The organism is Xanthomonas sp. (genome assembly GCF_017163755.1).
In the GTDB taxonomy this organism is placed as follows: Bacteria; Pseudomonadota; Gammaproteobacteria; order Xanthomonadales; family Xanthomonadaceae; genus Xanthomonas_A.
In genome coordinates this window covers 138,452-155,022 of record NZ_JAFIWC010000002.1, presented here as the reverse complement: position 1 = coordinate 155,022, position 16,571 = coordinate 138,452, and the positions used below count along the sequence as shown (strand labels likewise).

Below are 16,571 nucleotides of genomic sequence, written 5' to 3'. Positions count from 1 at the left end.
CCCGCAGCTGATTGGCCGCTGTGCCAGCGACCCGCATCCCGCCCCAGGGCCGAGCGCGCCGGTGCAGCCGTCTTCGGCCAAGGCGCTTGAGCATGGACCCCGCGGGAGGCGGTCGCCGCTTGAGCGGCGCCGTGGTCGCGACGCGGCTTCCCGCGCTGCCGGCGCGCCGCTGCGCCACGCCGGCATTGCCCCTGCCGCGGACATCCGTCAGCGATGGCGCCCTCGGCGACGGCGCCCAGGGCATGGCAGTGGACCCGCCGGCACCTGCGATAATCCGTCGATGAACGACGCCTCCCTCCCCGAACACGTCCACGCCGAGCTCGACCAGGGCCTGCGCGCGCAAGGCCTGGATGCGGCCGCGCTGGCGCCGCCGCTGCTGGCCTACCTGGCGCTGCTGCTGCGCTGGAACCGCACCTACAACCTCACCGCGGTGCGCGACCCGCGCGAGATGGTCACCCGCCACCTGCTCGACTCGCTGGCGATGCAGCCGTACCTGGAGCGCGGCAGCCTCGCCGACCTGGGCACCGGCCCCGGCCTGCCCGGCATCCCGCTGGCGATCGCGCGGCCGCAGCTGCGCGTGACCCTGGTCGAGAGCAACGGCAAGAAGGCGCGCTTCTTGCGCGAGGCGGTGCGCCAGCTGCGCCTGGACAACGCGCGGGTGGCCGAATCGCGCGCCGAGGCGCTGGACGAGCCGGGCGCCTACGACCATCTCACCGCGCGCGCGCTGGACACGCTGGCCGGCATCGTCGCCGTCGGCGGCCACCTGCTGCGTCCCGGCGGGCGCCTGTGGGCGATGAAGGGGATGCGCCCGGACGAGGAGATCGCCGCGCTGCCGCCCGGATGGGTGGCGCAGGCGGTGCATCCGCTGCACGTGCCCGGGCTGGACGCCGAGCGCCACCTGGTGGTGGTCGAGCGCGGCTGAGCCGCGCGCCCGGCCCCGGCCGGGCCGATTTCCGCCCCGGGGGGCTGTGACCGCATAATGCCCGGTCCCACCCACGCCCACGAGGCTTCCCGCATGGCCCGCATCATCGCCATCGCCAACCAGAAGGGCGGCGTCGGCAAGACGACCACGGCCGTCAATCTGGCGGCCGCGCTTGCGCGCCAGCCGCAGCGCGTGCTGCTGGTCGACCTCGACTCGCAGGGCAACGCGACCATGGGCAGCGGCATCGACAAGCGCGAGCTGGTCGCCTCCACCTGCGACGTGCTGCTCGGCGAGAGCGCCGCCGCGGACATCCGCGTGACCACGCCGGAACACTTCGACCTGCTGCCGGGCAACATCGACCTGACCGCGGCCGAGATCCGGCTGATGGACCAGCCCGAGCGCGAGCAGCGGCTCAAGCGCGCGCTGGCGCCGCTGCGCGCCGAGTACGACTTCATCCTGATCGACTGTCCGCCGGCGCTGTCGCTGCTGACCTTGAACGCGCTGACCGCGGCGGACTCGATCATCGTGCCGATGCAGTGCGAGTACTACGCGCTGGAAGGGCTGACCGCCTTGCTGGAGACGATCGAGGCGCTGCGCGGCAACCTCAACCCGGCGCTGGAGATCGAAGGCGTGCTGCGGACCATGTTCGACGTGCGCAACAACCTGGCCAACGCGGTGTCGGCGGAGCTGACCAACCACTTCGGCGACAAGGTGTTCCGCACCATCGTGCCGCGCAACGTGCGCCTGGCCGAGGCGCCCAGCCATGGCCAGAGCATCGTAGGCTACGACCGCACCTCGCGCGGCGGCGTCGCCTACCTGGGCCTGGCCGGCGAGCTGGTGCGCCGCCACAAGGATCGCAACAAGGCCGCCAAGGCCGTGGAGACCGTCTGATGACCGCCAAGCCCCCCGCCCTCGGCCCGAAGAAGCGTGGACTGGGCCGTGGCCTGGAGGCGCTGCTGGGTCCGAAGGGCTCGGCCGCGCCGGCCCCCAACGACGAGGCGCAGCCCGGCGAGAGCCTGCGCCAGCTGCCGGTCGGCCAGCTGCAGCCGGGCAAGTACCAGCCGCGCCAGGAGATGGACGAGGGCAAGCTGCAGGAGCTGGCCGAGTCGATCAAGGCGCAGGGCGTGATCCAGCCGATCGTCGCCCGCGAACTGGCGCCGGGCCGGTTCGAGATCGTGGCCGGCGAGCGCCGCTGGCGCGCCTCGCAGCTGGCCGGGCTGACCGAGGTGCCGGTGGTGGTGCGCGAGCTCGACGACCGCACCGTCATCGCCATGGCGCTGATCGAGAACATCCAGCGCGAGGACCTCAACCCGCTGGAGGAGGCGCAGGCGTTGCAGCGGCTGATCGACGAATTCGCGCTGACCCATGCCGAGGCCGCCGAAGCGGTGGGCCGCTCGCGCGCCTCGGTGTCCAACCTGCTGCGCCTGCTGGAGCTGCCGCCGGCGATCCGCGCGCTGCTGGAGGCCGGGCGCCTGGAGATGGGCCATGCGCGCGCGCTGCTGACGCTGTCGCCGGAACTGGCCAGCCGGCTGGCCTCCGATGCCGCCGACCAGGGCTGGTCGGTGCGCGAGGTCGAGCACCGCGCGCAGCAGTTCGCCGCCGGCAAGGTGCCGAACAACCGCAAGGCCAAGCCCGGCCGCGTCGCCCCGCAGGCCGACATCGCCTCGCTGGAGACCGAGCTGTCCGAGAGCCTGGGCACCAAGGTCGCCATCGCCCACGGCCGCGGCGGCAAGGGCAAGCTGGTGATCCACTACACCGACCTGGACACGCTCGACGGCGTGCTGGAGCGGCTGCGCGGACGGCAGGGCTGAGTCCCTGTCCACCCCGCCACTGCGCCAGGCACTGAAGCACGCAACGCCACACCGGCCACGGAACCACCGCTCGCCCTCGGGCTGAGCGCCGCCCACGGCGACCCGTGACCGCCCACCGGGAGCACTGCATGAGCCACCCCTACGACGACATCAGCCCCGGCGGCAGCCTGATCCAGCTCCGCGGGCAGGAGAAGGCGTTCGAGCCGGCACGCGGCGGAGCGTGCCTCGAACAGATCAGCGCGCATATCGAGCGGCACCTGGGGCCGATATCGAGCGTCTTCCACGAAATCGTCTCCGACACCGTGCATATCGACGTGCATGTGGTGCCGGCCACCGAGGACGTCCCGTACCTGCGGCTGGTGACCTCGGGCATGAGCGATCTGCCGATGGCGCTGTCCGAGGGCGTGGCGGCGCCGCAGTACATGGAACTGATGCTGACGCTGCCCCCCGACTGGCCGATCCGGCAGGAGGACGTCCAGGACGAACGGCACTACTGGCCGATCCGCCTGCTCAAGACCCTGGCGCGGTTGCCGCACAAGCACGACACCTGGCTGGGCTTCGGCCACACCGTCCCCAACGGCGACCCGGCCGAGCCGTACGCGCCCGGGGTCGGCTTCGACGGGGCGATCGTGCTGCCGCCGGTGAGCGCGCCGGAGGAATTCGGTCACCTGGTCGTCGACGCCGAAAAGACCATCGTGTTCATGACCATCGTGCCGCTGTATCCGGAAGAGATGGCGCTCAAGCTGGACAGGGGCAGCGACGCATTGCTGGACCGCTTCGATGCCAAGGGCGTCGGCGACATCGTCGAACCGGGCCGCGTCAACGTGGCCAAGAAGCGCTTCGGGCTGTTCTGAGTGCGGCGCCCGTTCCACCCTGCATCCCCGGATCTCCCGAGACTCCTGCCATGACCATCCTCGTCACCGGCGCGGCCGGCTTCGTCGGCGCCTACACCTGCAGAGCGCTCGCCGCGCGCGGCGAGACGGTGGTGGGCCTGGACAACTACAACGACTACTACGACCCGCAGCTCAAGCGCGACCGCGTCGCCGCGTTGTGCCCGCAGGCCGATATCCGCGCGCTCGACCTCGCCGACCGCGACGGCCTGACCGCGCTGTTCGACGAGATCCGGCCGCAGCGCGTGGTGCACCTGGCCGCGCAGGCGGGCGTGCGTTATTCGCTGCAGAACCCCTACGCCTACGTCGACAGCAACCTGGTCGGCTTCGTCAACGTGCTGGAGCTGTGCCGGCACCGCGGCGTGCAGCACCTGGCCTATGCGTCGAGCAGTTCGGTGTACGGCGATTCGGCCACCGCGCCGTTCTCCGAGGACCAGCGCATCGACCAGCCGCGCTCGCTGTACGCGGCGACCAAGGCCGCCAACGAGCTGATGGCCTACACCTACGCGCAGCTGTACGGCCTGCGCGCCACCGGGCTGCGCTTCTTCACCGTGTACGGCCCGTGGGGCCGCCCGGACATGGCGCCGCTGATCTTCAGCCGCGCGGTGCTGGCCGGGCGCCCGATCGAGGTGTTCAACCACGGCCGCATGCGCCGCGACTTCACCTTCGTCGCCGACATCGTCGCCGGGGTGCTCGGCGCGCTGGACCATCCGTCGCAGGACCCGGTGCCGCACCGCGTGTTCAACCTGGGCAACCATACCCCGGTGGAGCTGGAGCGCTTCATCGGCGTGATCGAGGCCGCCGCCGGCCGCGCCGCCGACAAGGTGTACCGGCCGATGCAGCCCGGCGACATGGTCGAAACCATGGCCGATACCGCCCGCGCCCATGCCGCGTTCGGCTTCGAGCCGGCCACGCCGATCGAGTTGGGCCTGCCGCAGGTGGTGCAGTGGTGCCGCGACTATTTCGGCGCGGCCGCCTGACGCTTCATCTGCGGCTCACCCTGCCACGGGACAATGCGCGGTCTTTTTGTCGTTCCATCCTGCCCAGCCAAGCCGCCCCCCATGAGCCAGCCCTCCCTTTCCGTCGTCGTCCCGGTGTTCAACGAACGCGACAACGTGCCGCCGCTGGTCGCCGAGATCGTCGCCGCGCTGCGCGGGGTCGCCGACTTCGAGATCGTCTATGTCGACGACCATTCGCGCGACGACACGCTGGCGGTGCTGGAGGGCCTGAAGGCGTCCACGCCGGAGCTGCGCGTCCTGCACCACGTCACCCAGAGCGGGCAGAGCACGGCGGTGCGCAACGGGGTCAAGGCCGCGCGCGGCGCCTGGATCGCCACCCTCGACGGCGACGGCCAGAACGACCCGGCCGACATCCCCAAGCTGCTCGCCGCGCGCGCCGCGGCCGACGCGCAGGTCAAGCTGTTCGCCGGCTGGCGGGTGTCGCGGCGGGATTCGGGCAGCAAGCGCTGGGCCTCGAAGTGGGCCAACGCGATCCGCGCGCGGATGCTGCACGACGACACCCCGGACACCGGCTGCGGGATCAAGCTGTTCGAGCGCGAGGCGTTCCTGGACCTGCCGTACTTCGACCACATGCACCGCTACCTGCCGGCGCTGATGCAGCGCGCCGGCTGGCAGACACTGAGCGTGCCGGTGAACCATCGCCACCGCACCTCGGGCGTGTCCAAGTACAACAACCTCAACCGCGCGCTGGTCGGCATCCGCGACCTGCGCGGGATGGCCTGGCTGATCGCGCGCAGCCGCCGCACCGCGGTGCAGGAGCGCTGAGATGGAAGTGCACTTCCTCAACGAACCGATCCGCGCGCTGTTCTGGACCGGCCTGCACGTCACCGGCTGGAAGCTGATCGGCTATACCGGCGCGCTGATGTTCGGCGGCCGCTGGCTGGTGCAGTTCGTCGCTTCCAAGCGCGCCGGCAAGCCGGTGATCCCGCGCCTGTTCTGGTACATGAGCGTGGTCGGCAGCCTGATGACGCTGAGCTACTTCCTGTTCTCGGCCAAGCAGGACTCGGTCGGCGTGCTGCAGAACCTGTTCCCCGCCTTCACCGCGGTCTACAGCCTGTACCTGGACATCAAGCACCGCGGCTGGCACCGCGATCGCGCGTCGCATTGAGGCGGCGGCGATCGCCACTGAGGACAGGCTGAAGTCGAGGAGAGGCTGAAGCGCCCCGGCATGGCGCCTGTTGTGGGAGGGACTTCAGTCCCGACGCCTTGCAGTTTCCGCCATCGCGGGCTTGCGCATTTTCCGACACCCCCGCAGGTCGATTCCCGATGGCGCCGCCGTCTCCCAGCTACGAAGCTGGCGGCATGCACATGGAACCTCCCCGCGGCTATCGCGCGCTGCGCGCAGGGCGCTGCACCGAATCGGGCCGCATCTATCTGGTGACGGCAGTGACCTGCGAACGCCAGCGCCTGTTCGAGGACTGGCGTTGCGCCTGGGCCGCGGCCGCCTGCCTTGCCGATTCTGCGACATGGGACGATGCGCGGTTGCTGTGCTGGGTATTGATGCCCGATCACTGGCATGGATTGCTCCAGCTCGAAGGGGGCGGTCCATTGTCGAGCGTCATGCAGAACGCCAAGGGCAGAGCGGCCAGGGCAGTGAATCTGGCGCGGGGCCGCGGCGGGACGGTATGGATGCCGGGTTTCCATGATCGCGCGCTGCGCCAGGAACGGCAGTTGCTGCCCGTCGCGCGCTATGTCGTCGCCAATCCGCTGCGCGCGGGGCTGGTGCGCAGCGTCGCCGAGTATCCGTATTGGGACGCGGTCTGGCTGGATGCGACGAAGGGGCGGGCGCGCTGACATCAGCAACAGGTCTGTGCCCGGGTTCGGCCCTCGGTGCCACGCCGAAGGCGCTGCGCAGGCTGTCTGGCTTCGTTCGTCGCGACTGAAGTCGCTCCCACAGAGGCGACAACCGCGGCGCTGCCGCCGCCGCTGCGAGAACGCATATCGTGCATCCCGCGCGCGTTGCGTGCGTTGTGGGCTCCCATACTTTCGGCCCACCCCCTGCCGCGCGCGGGGTGCGATCATCGGGATCCTGTTCCCACCTGCCTGTCGCCGCCCATGCCGATCGCCAAGACCCCGCTGGCCGCTTCCCTGTTGCTCGCCCTCACGTTGGCCGCGTCGGCGCCGGCGCGTGCCGCAGCGCCGGCCGTACCGCCAACGGCGTCCGCCGCTTCCGCCGCCGACACCCGCTTCCAGGCGATCTACGAGAAGGAGTGGAAATGGCGCCAGGCGCAGGTCGGCCGCGCCGACGAGGACAGCGACAGCAGCGGCGACAACGTGCGCCTGCCCGACGTCGGTCCCGCCGCGCAGGCCGCGCGGCTGAAGGTGTGGCAGGACGTGCTGCGCCAGCTCGATGCGATCGATCCGCAGCAGCTGTCGCCGGACAACCGCATCAACCTGGCGATCTACCGCCCGCAGGTCGAGAACCTGGCCGCCGAGGTCCGCTTCGGCGCCTACGAGATGCCGTTCAACGCCGACAGTTCGTTCTGGTCGGACCTGGCATTCATGGCGCGGCGGCCGCTGCGCACCCCGGCGCAATACCGCGCCTACATCGCCCGGCTCGACGACGTGCCGCGCTACTTCCAGCAGCAGACCGACAACATGCGCGCCGGGCTCAAGCGCGGTTTCAGCGTGCCGCGCGCGGTGCTGGAAGGCCGCGACGGCTCGATCGCCGGCGTCGCCGAGCTGAAGGATCCCACCGCCGCGGCGCTGTACGCGCCGTTCAAGCAGCTGCCCGCGCAGGTTCCCGCTGCCGAGCAGCAGGCATTGCGCGAGCAGGCGCAGGCGGCGATCCGCGATAAGGTGATCCCGGCCTATGCGCAGCTGCTGGACTTCTACCGGCGCGAGTACGTGCCGCAGGCGCGCACCACCCTGGCCGCCGAAGCGATGCCCGACGGCAAGGCCTATTACCAGCAGCAGATCCGCGAGTACACCACGCTGGAGCTGAGCCCGGAACAGATCCACCAGGTGGGCCTGCAGGAAGTGGCGCGGATCCAGGGCGAAATGAACGCGATCATCGAGCAGGTCGGGTTCAAGGCGCCGGCCGGCCAGCAGACGTTCCCGGCGTTCCTGCAGTTCCTGCGCAGCGACCCGCAGTTCTACGTCAAGACCCCGCAGGCGCTGCTCGATCGCGCCGCGTGGATCGCCAAGCGCGTGGACGGGGAGGTCGGCAAGTTCATCGGCACGCTGCCGCGCGGGCGCTTCACCATCGTGCCGGTGCCGCCGGAGATCGCCCCGTTCTGGACCGCCGGCCGCGGCGGCGTGGGCACCTACTGGCTCAACACCTACGACCTGCCGTCGCGCCCGCTGTACAACCTGCCGGCGCTGACCCTGCACGAATCCTCGCCAGGCCATTCGCTGCAGGGCGCGCTGGCCGAGGAACAGGGCGCGCAGCCGGCGTTCCGCCGCGAGAACTACATTTCCGCCTACGGCGAAGGCTGGGCGCTGTACACCGAGAAGCTCGGCAAGGAGATGGGCATCTACGAAACCCCGTACGAGGATTTCGGCCGCCTCAGCTACGAGATGTGGCGCGCGTGCCGGCTGGTGATCGACACCGGCGTGCACCACAAGGGCTGGACCCGCGACCAGGCCCTGGCCTACCTGCGCGAGCGCACCGCACTGAGCGAGCACGAGGTCACCACCGAAGTGGACCGCTACATCTCCTGGCCGGGCCAGGCGCTGAGCTACAAGCTCGGCGAGATCGCCATCGTCAAGCTGCGTGCCGAAGCCGAACGCGAGCTGGGCGCGGACTTCGACATCAAGGCCTTCCACGACGCGGTGCTCAAGCAGGGCTCGGTGCCTTTGCCGGTGCTGGAGCAGCAGGTGCGCGCGTTCGTCGCCGAGAGCAAACAGCAGGCCGCCGCCCGCACACCCGCCGCGGCCAAGCCCGAATAGCCACCGCGGCGTAAAAGCCCGACGCCTCTCCTTCTCCCACCGAGAGAAGGTGGCGCGCAGCGCCGGATGAGGGTGCGACCGCCAGCGGGACGGCGATGGCCAGGCGCCACCGCCAGCGAGAGCGCGACCCTCGATGCCGATCGAGGGCGCGCTCCGGCGAGGTACGCGCCAGCACCGGATGAGGGCGCACCCGCCGTCCGCTCCGCCGCACTGCGATTGTGTAACCCCTCCCGCATCGCTAGGCTGGCGCCATGTCCGTCCGCCGTGCCCGCCTGCTGCACCCGTTGCTGCGCCTGATGGCGCTGGCGCTGCTGGCGCTCGGCGTGCTGGTGGCGCCGGTGGCCTGCGCGCTGGGTGACGTGCATGCGCTGGCGCACGGCCAGGCGCATGTGGACGAAGACGCGTCGCACCACGCCGACGGCGCCGGCGAACGCGATGGCGCCGGCCTGATGCATGCGTTGATGCACAGCGGCTATTGCCATGGGCAAAGCCCGGCGCTGCTGCCGTCGCTGGCCTGGCAGGCGTTGCCGTTGTCGGCGCAGCTGCGCCCGGCGGCGGTGCGCGAGGACTACCGGTCGCACCTGCTGGACACCTTGCTGCGACCTCCGATCGCGGGTTGATGCGCCGCCGGCGCCTGCCGGCCCGTCCATCGATTCCCGAATCCGGAGAACTCCCATGTGGTTGCGACTGGCGGCATTTGCCGCCTTCGCGGTCGCGTCCTGCGCCTGGGCGCAGGCCGTGCCGCCCGATGCCGTGCTCAGCCTGGACGACGCCATCGCGCGCGTCGCCGGCTCCCATCCCGACCTGCGCCTGGCCGACGGCCAGCGCGCGGTGCTGCGCGCCGAAGCCGAACGCGACGCGCTGCGCCCGCCGCTGCGCCTGGGCGCCGAACTGGAGAACGCGTTCGGCAGCGGCGATGCGCGCGGCCTGGACCAGGCCGAGCTGACCGTCACCCTGGCCGGCGTGCTCGAGCGCGGCGGCAAGCTCGACGCGCGCCGCACCCTGGCCCAGGCGCGCATCGATGCGCTGGCGCCGCAACGCGAACTGGCGCGGCTGGACCTGCTCGCCGAGGTCGCCCGCCGCTATCTGGCGATCGCCGCGGCGGCGCAGCGCCAGGCCATCGCCAGCGACGACGTGGAGCAGCGGCGGCGCACCGTCGCCGCGGCGCGGCAGCGGCTGCAGGCCGGCGCCTCGCCCGAATCGGTGCTGTTGACCGCGCAGGCGCTGCAGGCGCGCGCCGAACTGGAGCGCGACCGCGCCCGCCAGGAGCACGCCGCCGCGCGCCGGCACCTGTCGGTGCTGTGGGGCGAGCGCGAGCCGAGCTTCGCCGCGACCGGTGGCGATCCGCTGGCGTTGCCGGCGGTGCCGGACTTCGCAGTGCTGGCGCAACTGCTCGAACGCACCCCGGAACTGGCGCGGCTCGGCGGGCAGGCGCGGGTGCGCGAAGCGCGCCTGCGCCTGGCGCGCAGCCAGGCGCGGCCGGACCTGGACTGGCAGCTGGGCGTGCGCCGCCTGCAGGACGACGACGCCACCGCGCTGGTCGGCGGCGTGTCGCTGGCGCTGGGCAGCGCCGGCCGCGCGCTGCCGGAGATCCGCGCCGCGCAGGCGGAGCTGGACCTGCTCGGGGTCGAGCGCGAATCGCAGGCGCTGGCCCTGTACTCCACGCTCGCCGACGCGCACGGCCGCTATCGCGCCGCGCAGCTGGAAGTGGCGCGGATGCGCAGCGACGTGCTGCCGATGCTGGCGCGCGCCGAGGCGGCCGCCGAGCGCGCCTACCGCGGCGGCGCGATCAGCTACCTGGAATGGGCGCAACTGCAGGCGCAGCGCAGCGACGCGCGCCGCCAGCAACTGGCGGCCGCGGTCGAGGCGCAGAGCGCGCTGATCGAGATCCAGCGCCTGACCGGGCAGCCGTTCGTGGCCTCCGCCGCGGCGGAGGCGCCGCGATGAGCCGTTGCGGCGTGCCATGGCCGCGGCATCGGCCAGCGCCGCACGCCATCCCGGCGGGTCGGGACTGCCGGACAGGAGAGCCGCCGCGGGCCACACAGCAGCGGCAAAGGTGCCAGCCCGTCGTGGCCATCGGCTTCCGCGCTGCGGCGCGAGTCACGGGCGCCATCATGATCACCGGCAGGCAGCGTGGGCCGCGCTATGCGCTGTCATCGGTGGGCCGCGTCCTGCCTGCCGCACGCCAAGACCCGCCGCACGCCGCCGCCGGCGCTGACCGCAACGCTCCAACGACCGTGGTGCCGCCGCGCGATCTGCGGGCCACGCTGCCGCGGGCCGCCATCGCGACCGCCTCCCTTTTCTTCCGAACCCCCGGCAGATGGCCTGGGCCGCACTGGGTGCTGTCGTCGGTTGGCAGCGTCGTGCCTGCCGTGCGGCAAGACCCACCGCGCGCCGCCGCGGTCGCCGACCGCAACGCTCCAACGACCGCTGCGCCGCCGCGCGATCTGCGGCGCACGCCGCCGTGGGCCGCCATCGCGCCCGCCTCCCTTTTCCTCCGATGCCTGGCGCGCGCCGCCGGCACCTCTCAGGACCGCCTACGATGAAAACCGGATCCATTGTGCTGATCGCGCCGCTGCTGCTGGGCCTGCTGCTCGGCGGCTGCGCCGGCGACGATGCCCACCACGCCCACAGCGGCCACGACGAAACCGAGCCGCATGGCGAGGCGGGACAGGCCCACGCCGACGAGGCGCGCAAGGGCGCGCATGGCGGCCGCCTGCTCGAGCAGGACGGCCATGCGGTCGAACTGGCGATCGCCGAGGACGGTACGCCGCCGACCTACCAGGCCTGGCTGTACCGCGACGGCAAGCCGCTGCCGCCCGGCGCAGGCAGCGTCGAGGTGCGGTTGCAGCGCCTGGGCGGCGTCGCCGAGACCCATCGCCTGCGTGCGCGCGGCGACGGCAGCCTGCTCGCCGACAGCGTGGTGGGCGAACCGCATTCGTTCGACGTGGAGGTGCGGGCGGACGTGCAGGGCCAGGCGCTGCGCTGGACCTATCCCAGCTACGAGGGCCGCACCGCGATCGCGGCGAAGATCGCCGAGGAGGCGGGCATCCGCGTGGCCGCGGCCGGTCCGGGCAGCATCGCCGACGAACACGAGGTGCAGGGCCTGCTGACGCCGTCGGAAGGTGCGCAGGCGCAGGCCACCGCGCGCTTCCCCGGGCCGGTGCGCAGCCTGCGCGCGAACGTCGGCGACCGCGTGCGCGCCGGCCAGGTGCTGGCGACGGTGGAGAGCAACCTGAGCCTGACCGGCTATGCGGTGACCGCGCCGATCGGCGGCACGGTGCTGGCGCGCAACGCCAGCGTCGGCAGCAGCGCCGCCGAGGGCCAGGCGCTGTTCGAGATCGCCGACCTGTCCACGCTGTGGGTGGACCTGCACATCTTCGGCGCCGACGCCGGGCATATCGCCGCCGGCGCGCCGGTCACGGTGACCCGGATCAGCGACGGCGCGGTGGCGCAGACCGTGCTGGAGCGGGTGCTGCCGGGCACGGCCACGGTCAGCCAGAGCACGGTGGCGCGCGCGCTGCTGCGCAACGACGACGGCCTGTGGCGGCCCGGCTCGGCGGTGAAGGCGCGGGTCACGGTGGCGCAGCAGCCGGCGGCGCTGGCGGTGCCGGTGGCGGCGCTGCAGACGTTCCGCGACTGGGAGGTGGTGTTCGTGCGCGTGGGCGACACCTACGAGGTGCGGCCGGTGCGGATCGGCGCGCGCGATGCGCGGCAGGTGCAGGTGCTGTCCGGGCTGAAGGCCGGCGACCAGGTGGTGGTGGAGCAGAGCTACCTGGTCAAGGCGGACATCGAGAAGTCGGGGGCGTCGCATGACCATTGAGCTGCGCATATCGCTGCATCGACCGCGCCGGTGCTTCTGTAGGAGCGGCTTCAGCCGCGACAGAAACCCGAACATAGTCGGGATGCAGGCATATCGGCCGCGGCTGAAGCCGCTCCTACAGAAAAGCGGCATGTCGAGCGCTGCGCACGGAGGCCGCCATGCTCGCTAGCCTGATCCGCTTCGCCATTGCCCAGCGCTGGCTGATGCTGGCGCTGACCGCGGCGCTGGTGGCGGTCGGGGCGTGGAGCTTCTCGCGCCTGCCGATCGACGCCACGCCGGACATCACCAACGTGCAGGTGCAGGTCAACACCGCCGCGCCGGGCTATTCGCCGCTGGAGGCCGAGCAGCGGGTCACCTTCCCGCTGGAAACGGTGCTGGCCGGGTTGCCGGGGCTGGAGTCCACGCGCTCGCTGTCGCGCTACGGGCTGTCGCAGGTGACCGCGGTGTTCGCCGACGGCACCGACCTGTACTTCGCCCGGCAGCAGGTGGCCGAGCGGCTGCAGCAGGTGAAGTCGCAGCTGCCGCCGGAACTGGAGCCGCAGCTCGGGCCGATCGCCACCGGCCTGGGCGAGATCTTCATGTACACGGTCGAGGCCAAGCCGGACGCGCGCAAGCCCGACGGCAGCGCGTGGACCGCCACCGACCTGCGCACGCTGCAGGACTGGGTGGTGCGGCCGCAGCTGCGCAACGTGCCGGGCGTCACCGAGGTCAACACCATCGGCGGCTACGCGCGGCAGATCCACATCACCCCGGACCCGGCGCGGCTGGTCGCGCTCGGCTTCACCCTGGACGACGTGGCGCGCGCGGTCCAGGCCAACAACCGCAACGTCGGCGCCGGCTATATCGAGCGCAACGGCCAGCAGTTCCTGGTGCGGGTGCCGGGGCAGGTCAGCGGCATCGCCGAGCTCGGCGCGATCGTGCTGGACCGGCGCGAAGGCGTGCCGATCCGGGTGCGCGACGTGGCCCGGGTCGGCGAGGGACCGGAACTGCGCAACGGCGCCGCCACCCAGGACGGCAGCGAGGTGGTGCTGGGCACGGTGTTCATGCTGGTCGGCGCCAACAGCCGCCAGGTCGCGCAGGCCTCGGCGGCCAGGCTGGAGCAGGCCAACCGCAGCCTGCCGCCCGGGGTGCGCGCGGTGCCGGTGTACGACCGCACCGCGCTGGTCGACCGCACCATCGCCACCGTGGCCCGGAACCTGGTCGAGGGCGCGCTGCTGGTGATCGTGGTGCTGTTCCTGCTGCTGGGCAATTTCCGCGCGGCGCTGATCACCGCGGCGGTGATCCCGCTGGCGATGCTGTTCACCCTCACCGGCATGGTCCGCGGCGGCGTGTCCGGCAACCTGATGAGCCTGGGCGCGCTGGACTTCGGCCTGATCGTCGATGGCGCGGTGATCATCGTGGAGAACTGCCTGCGCCGCTTCGGCCAGGCGCAGCAGCGCCTGGGCCGCGTGCTCGGCGCCGCCGAGCGTTTCGAGCTCACCGCGGTGGCCACCGCCGAGGTGATCCGTCCCAGCCTGTTTGGCGTGGGCATCATCGCCGCGGTGTACCTGCCGGTGCTCGCGCTGAGCGGCATCGAAGGCAAGATGTTCCACCCGATGGCGATCACCGTGGTGCTGGCGCTGACCGGCGCGATGCTGCTGTCGCTGACCTTCGTGCCGGCGGCGATCGCGCTGGCCTTGGGCGGCAAGGTGGCCGAACGCGAGAACCGCGCGATGCGCTGGGCGCGGCAGGCGTATGCGCCGCTGCTGGACGGCGCGCTGCGCCACGCGCGCTGGGTCGGCGCCGGCGCGCTGGCGCTGCTGCTGCTGTGCGGCGCGCTGGCCACGCGGCTGGGCACCGAGTTCATTCCCAACCTGGACGAAGGCGACGTGGCGCTGCACGCGCTGCGCATCCCCGGCACCAGCCTGCAGCAGGCGATCACGATGCAGGCCACGCTGGAAAAGCGCATCAAGCGGTTCCCGGAAGTGGCGCACGTGTTCGGCAAGCTCGGCACCGCCGAGGTCGCCACCGATCCGATGCCGCCGTCGGTGGCCGACACCTTCCTGATCATGAAGCCGCGCGCGCAGTGGCCCGATCCGCGCAAGCCCAAGGCGCAACTGCTGGCCGAGATCGAGGCGGCGGTGCGGCAGCTGCCGGGCAACAACTACGAGTTCACCCAGCCGATCCAGATGCGCATGAACGAACTGATCTCCGGCGTGCGCGCGGACGTGGCGATCAAGCTCTACGGCGACGACCTGGACACGCTGGTGGCGGTCGGCCAGCGTATCGAGGAGGCGGCCAGGCGCGTGCCCGGTGCGGCCGACGTCAAGCTGGAGCAGGCCACCGGCCTGCCGATGCTGGCGGTGGTGCCGGACCGCGCCGCGCTCGCCGGCTACGGGCTCAACCCGGGCGTGGTGCAGGACACCGTGGCCGCGGCGGTCGGCGGCCAGCCGGCCGGGCAGCTGTTCGAAGGCGATCGCCGATTCGACATCGTCGTGCGCCTGCCCGAGGACCTGCGCCAGGACCCGGCGGCACTGGCCGACCTGCCGATCCCGCTGCGCGGCGACGGCGAGCGCGGCGATGCCGACGAATCCAGCCGCCCCGCCGGCGGGCGCAGCGGCGCGCCGGTCACCGTGCCGCTGCGCGAGGTGGCCAGGGTGCAGACCGTGCTCGGCCCGAACCAGATCAACCGCGAGGACGGCAAGCGCCGCGTCGTGGTCACCGCCAACGTGCGCGACCGCGACCTGGGCGGCTTCGTCGCCGAGCTGCAGCGGCGCGTACAGGCCGAGGTCGAACTGCCGAGCGGCTACTGGATCGGCTACGGCGGCACCTTCGAGCAGCTGATCTCGGCCGGGCAGCGGCTGGCCTGGGTGGTGCCGGCCACGCTGCTGCTGATCTTCGCGCTGCTGTACTGGTCGTTCGGCTCGTTGCGCGATGCGGCGATCGTGTTCAGCGGCGTGCCGCTGGCGCTGACCGGCGGGGTGGTGGCGCTGGCGCTGCGCGGCATCCCGTTGTCGATCTCCGCCGGAGTGGGCTTCATCGCCCTGTCCGGGGTGGCGGTGCTCAACGGGCTGGTGATGATCGCCTTCGTGCGCAAGCTGCGCGAGGAGGGCGCGCCGCTGGCGCAGGCGGTGCGCGAGGGCGCGCTGGCGCGGTTGCGGCCGGTGCTGACCACCGCGCTGGTGGCCGCGCTGGGCTTCGTGCCGATGGCGTTCAACGTCGGCGCCGGCTCGGAGGTGCAGCGGCCGCTGGCCACGGTGGTGATCGGCGGCATCGTGTCGTCCACGCTGCTGACCCTGCTGGTGCTGCCGGTGCTGTACCGCTGGCTGCATCGGCGGGACAATGCGGCGGACACGGCCGCGACCGCGGCCGATCCGGTTCCGGACCCGAGGTGAGGCATGGCCGACGACTGCTGCGGCTGCGGCAAGACCCTGGACGTGGCGGCGCTGCAGGCGCGCCAGCGGCGGGTGCTGTGGTGGGTGCTGGCGATCAACGCCGGCACCTTCGCGATGATGCTGGGCAGCGCCTGGCACAGCGGCTCGGTCTCGCTGCTGTCCGGCAGCCTGGACAACCTCGGCGATGCGCTGACCTATGCGCTGAGCCTGGCCGTGGTGGGCGCGAGCCTGGCGGCGAAGGCGAGGGTGGCGTTGCTCAAGGCCGCGCTGATCCTGGCCGCGGCGCTGGCGGTGGCCGCCGGCATCGGCTGGAAGCTGCTGCACCCGCAACTGCCGCTGTTCGAGAGCATGGGCGTGGCCGCGGCGCTGAACCTGGCCGCCAACCTGCTGTGCCTGCGCCTGCTGTGGCCGTACCGGCGCGGCGACATCAACCTGGCCTCGGCGTGGGCGTGCTCGCTCAACGACGTCTACGAGGGCGGGGCGGTGATCGTGGCCAGCGTCGCGGTATGGGCGTTCGGCGCCGGCTGGCCGGACCTGCTGATCGCCGCGGCGCTGTTGCTGCTGTTCCTGCGCTCGGCCTGGAGGGTGGCGCGGCGCGCCTGGGCGGAATTGCGTCAGGCCCGCGTGTTGCCGGTAAGTGCTTGCGACACAAGGGAAAGCCGTGCATAATGCGCGGCTCGCTGTGCCCGGCTCCGGTCGGAACGGCGGCCGGATACGCGATCTCCGGCCGGCCTTTTCCAGCGTAACTGCTTGATTTCCCATGTCGCGTGGTGGCCCGCAAGGCTGCCGGGGCCGCCGTCTCCCAGGCTATGGGCGACTCAAACTTTCTATCGAGGTGCGT

15 protein-coding genes are annotated in these 16,571 nt (G+C 72.1%); all 15 read left to right on the top strand.

From position 1 onward, the window contains the following. Positions 1-280: 280 nt before the first annotated feature. The 15 genes from rsmG (at position 281) to JR065_RS02460 (ending at position 16,399) form a co-directional block, all read left to right on the top strand. Entirely contained in the window at positions 281-922 is a 642-nt protein-coding gene (gene rsmG / locus JR065_RS02530) for a 16S rRNA (guanine(527)-N(7))-methyltransferase RsmG (RefSeq protein WP_206231793.1), read from the top strand. A gap of 93 nt (positions 923-1,015) precedes the next feature. Then, positions 1,016-1,813 (top strand): ParA family protein, encoded by a 798-nt coding sequence (locus JR065_RS02525; RefSeq protein WP_206231791.1) that lies wholly within the window; start codon positions 1,016-1,018, stop codon positions 1,811-1,813. Beyond that, positions 1,813-2,733 carry a ParB/RepB/Spo0J family partition protein gene (locus tag JR065_RS02520; RefSeq protein WP_206231789.1) on the top strand — a complete coding sequence of 307 codons (921 nt, stop codon included), beginning with the start codon at positions 1,813-1,815 and terminating at the stop codon, positions 2,731-2,733. The genes JR065_RS02525 and JR065_RS02520 overlap by 1 nt, the downstream gene beginning before the upstream one ends. A gap of 128 nt (positions 2,734-2,861) precedes the next feature. After that, positions 2,862-3,587 carry a suppressor of fused domain protein gene (locus tag JR065_RS02515; RefSeq protein WP_206231788.1) on the top strand — a complete coding sequence of 242 codons (726 nt, stop codon included), beginning with the start codon at positions 2,862-2,864 and terminating at the stop codon, positions 3,585-3,587. Between the two features lie 50 nt (positions 3,588-3,637). After that, positions 3,638-4,603, top strand: a complete 966-nt coding sequence (locus JR065_RS02510; protein ID WP_206231786.1) for an NAD-dependent epimerase/dehydratase family protein — start codon at positions 3,638-3,640, stop codon at positions 4,601-4,603. Between the two features lie 81 nt (positions 4,604-4,684). Then, positions 4,685-5,407: a glycosyltransferase family 2 protein gene (locus JR065_RS02505; RefSeq protein ID WP_206231784.1), complete on the top strand. Its 723-nt coding sequence runs from the start codon at positions 4,685-4,687 to the stop codon at positions 5,405-5,407. A gap of 1 nt (position 5,408) precedes the next feature. Next, complete coding sequence (locus JR065_RS02500) at positions 5,409-5,750, top strand: lipid-A-disaccharide synthase N-terminal domain-containing protein (RefSeq protein WP_206231782.1); 342 nt, start codon at positions 5,409-5,411, stop codon at positions 5,748-5,750. 194 nt (positions 5,751-5,944) lie between these two features. Continuing rightward, complete coding sequence (locus JR065_RS02495; RefSeq protein WP_429001831.1) at positions 5,945-6,436, top strand: REP-associated tyrosine transposase; 492 nt, start codon at positions 5,945-5,947, stop codon at positions 6,434-6,436. Between the two features lie 261 nt (positions 6,437-6,697). Then, positions 6,698-8,533, top strand: a complete 1,836-nt coding sequence (locus JR065_RS02490) for a DUF885 domain-containing protein (protein WP_206231780.1) — start codon at positions 6,698-6,700, stop codon at positions 8,531-8,533. A 251-nt stretch (positions 8,534-8,784) separates the two neighbouring features. After that, positions 8,785-9,153, top strand: coding sequence for a hypothetical protein (locus JR065_RS02485; protein ID WP_206231779.1), 369 nt, complete (start codon positions 8,785-8,787; stop codon positions 9,151-9,153). 55 nt (positions 9,154-9,208) lie between these two features. Then, a complete protein-coding gene (locus tag JR065_RS02480) occupies positions 9,209-10,480 on the top strand; it encodes a TolC family protein (RefSeq protein WP_206231777.1) in 1,272 nt (423 codons plus the stop codon). A 122-nt stretch (positions 10,481-10,602) separates the two neighbouring features. Continuing rightward, entirely contained in the window at positions 10,603-11,079 is a 477-nt protein-coding gene (locus tag JR065_RS02475) for a hypothetical protein (RefSeq protein ID WP_206231774.1), read from the top strand. Next, positions 11,076-12,356 carry an efflux RND transporter periplasmic adaptor subunit gene (locus JR065_RS02470; protein ID WP_241093320.1) on the top strand — a complete coding sequence of 427 codons (1,281 nt, stop codon included), beginning with the start codon at positions 11,076-11,078 and terminating at the stop codon, positions 12,354-12,356. The genes JR065_RS02475 and JR065_RS02470 overlap by 4 nt, the downstream gene beginning before the upstream one ends. Before the next feature lie 158 nt (positions 12,357-12,514). Beyond that, the gene (locus JR065_RS02465) at positions 12,515-15,730 is read left to right on the top strand and encodes an efflux RND transporter permease subunit (RefSeq protein ID WP_206231770.1); all 3,216 of its coding nucleotides are present in this window, start codon (positions 12,515-12,517) and stop codon (positions 15,728-15,730) included. A 3-nt stretch (positions 15,731-15,733) separates the two neighbouring features. Then, entirely contained in the window at positions 15,734-16,399 is a 666-nt protein-coding gene (locus JR065_RS02460; protein WP_206231769.1) for a cation transporter, read from the top strand. The last annotated feature ends 172 nt before the right edge of the window (positions 16,400-16,571 follow it).

Excerpts from the sequence above, each read along its gene's own strand:
- rsmG (WP_206231793.1), top strand. The coding sequence starts at position 281 with ATGAACGACGCCTCCCTCCCCGAACACGTCCACGCCGAGCTCGACCAG.
- JR065_RS02525 (WP_206231791.1), top strand. The coding sequence starts at position 1,016 with ATGGCCCGCATCATCGCCATCGCCAACCAGAAGGGCGGCGTCGGCAAG.
- JR065_RS02520 (WP_206231789.1), top strand. The coding sequence starts at position 1,813 with ATGACCGCCAAGCCCCCCGCCCTCGGCCCGAAGAAGCGTGGACTGGGC.
- JR065_RS02515 (WP_206231788.1), top strand. The coding sequence starts at position 2,862 with ATGAGCCACCCCTACGACGACATCAGCCCCGGCGGCAGCCTGATCCAG.
- JR065_RS02510 (WP_206231786.1), top strand. The coding sequence starts at position 3,638 with ATGACCATCCTCGTCACCGGCGCGGCCGGCTTCGTCGGCGCCTACACC.
- JR065_RS02505 (WP_206231784.1), top strand. The coding sequence starts at position 4,685 with ATGAGCCAGCCCTCCCTTTCCGTCGTCGTCCCGGTGTTCAACGAACGC.
- JR065_RS02500 (WP_206231782.1), top strand. The coding sequence starts at position 5,409 with ATGGAAGTGCACTTCCTCAACGAACCGATCCGCGCGCTGTTCTGGACC.
- JR065_RS02495 (WP_429001831.1), top strand. The coding sequence starts at position 5,945 with ATGCACATGGAACCTCCCCGCGGCTATCGCGCGCTGCGCGCAGGGCGC.
- JR065_RS02490 (WP_206231780.1), top strand. The coding sequence starts at position 6,698 with ATGCCGATCGCCAAGACCCCGCTGGCCGCTTCCCTGTTGCTCGCCCTC.
- JR065_RS02485 (WP_206231779.1), top strand. The coding sequence starts at position 8,785 with ATGTCCGTCCGCCGTGCCCGCCTGCTGCACCCGTTGCTGCGCCTGATG.
- JR065_RS02480 (WP_206231777.1), top strand. The coding sequence starts at position 9,209 with ATGTGGTTGCGACTGGCGGCATTTGCCGCCTTCGCGGTCGCGTCCTGC.
- JR065_RS02470 (WP_241093320.1), top strand. The coding sequence starts at position 11,076 with ATGAAAACCGGATCCATTGTGCTGATCGCGCCGCTGCTGCTGGGCCTG.
- JR065_RS02465 (WP_206231770.1), top strand. The coding sequence starts at position 12,515 with ATGCTCGCTAGCCTGATCCGCTTCGCCATTGCCCAGCGCTGGCTGATG.
- JR065_RS02460 (WP_206231769.1), top strand. The coding sequence starts at position 15,734 with ATGGCCGACGACTGCTGCGGCTGCGGCAAGACCCTGGACGTGGCGGCG.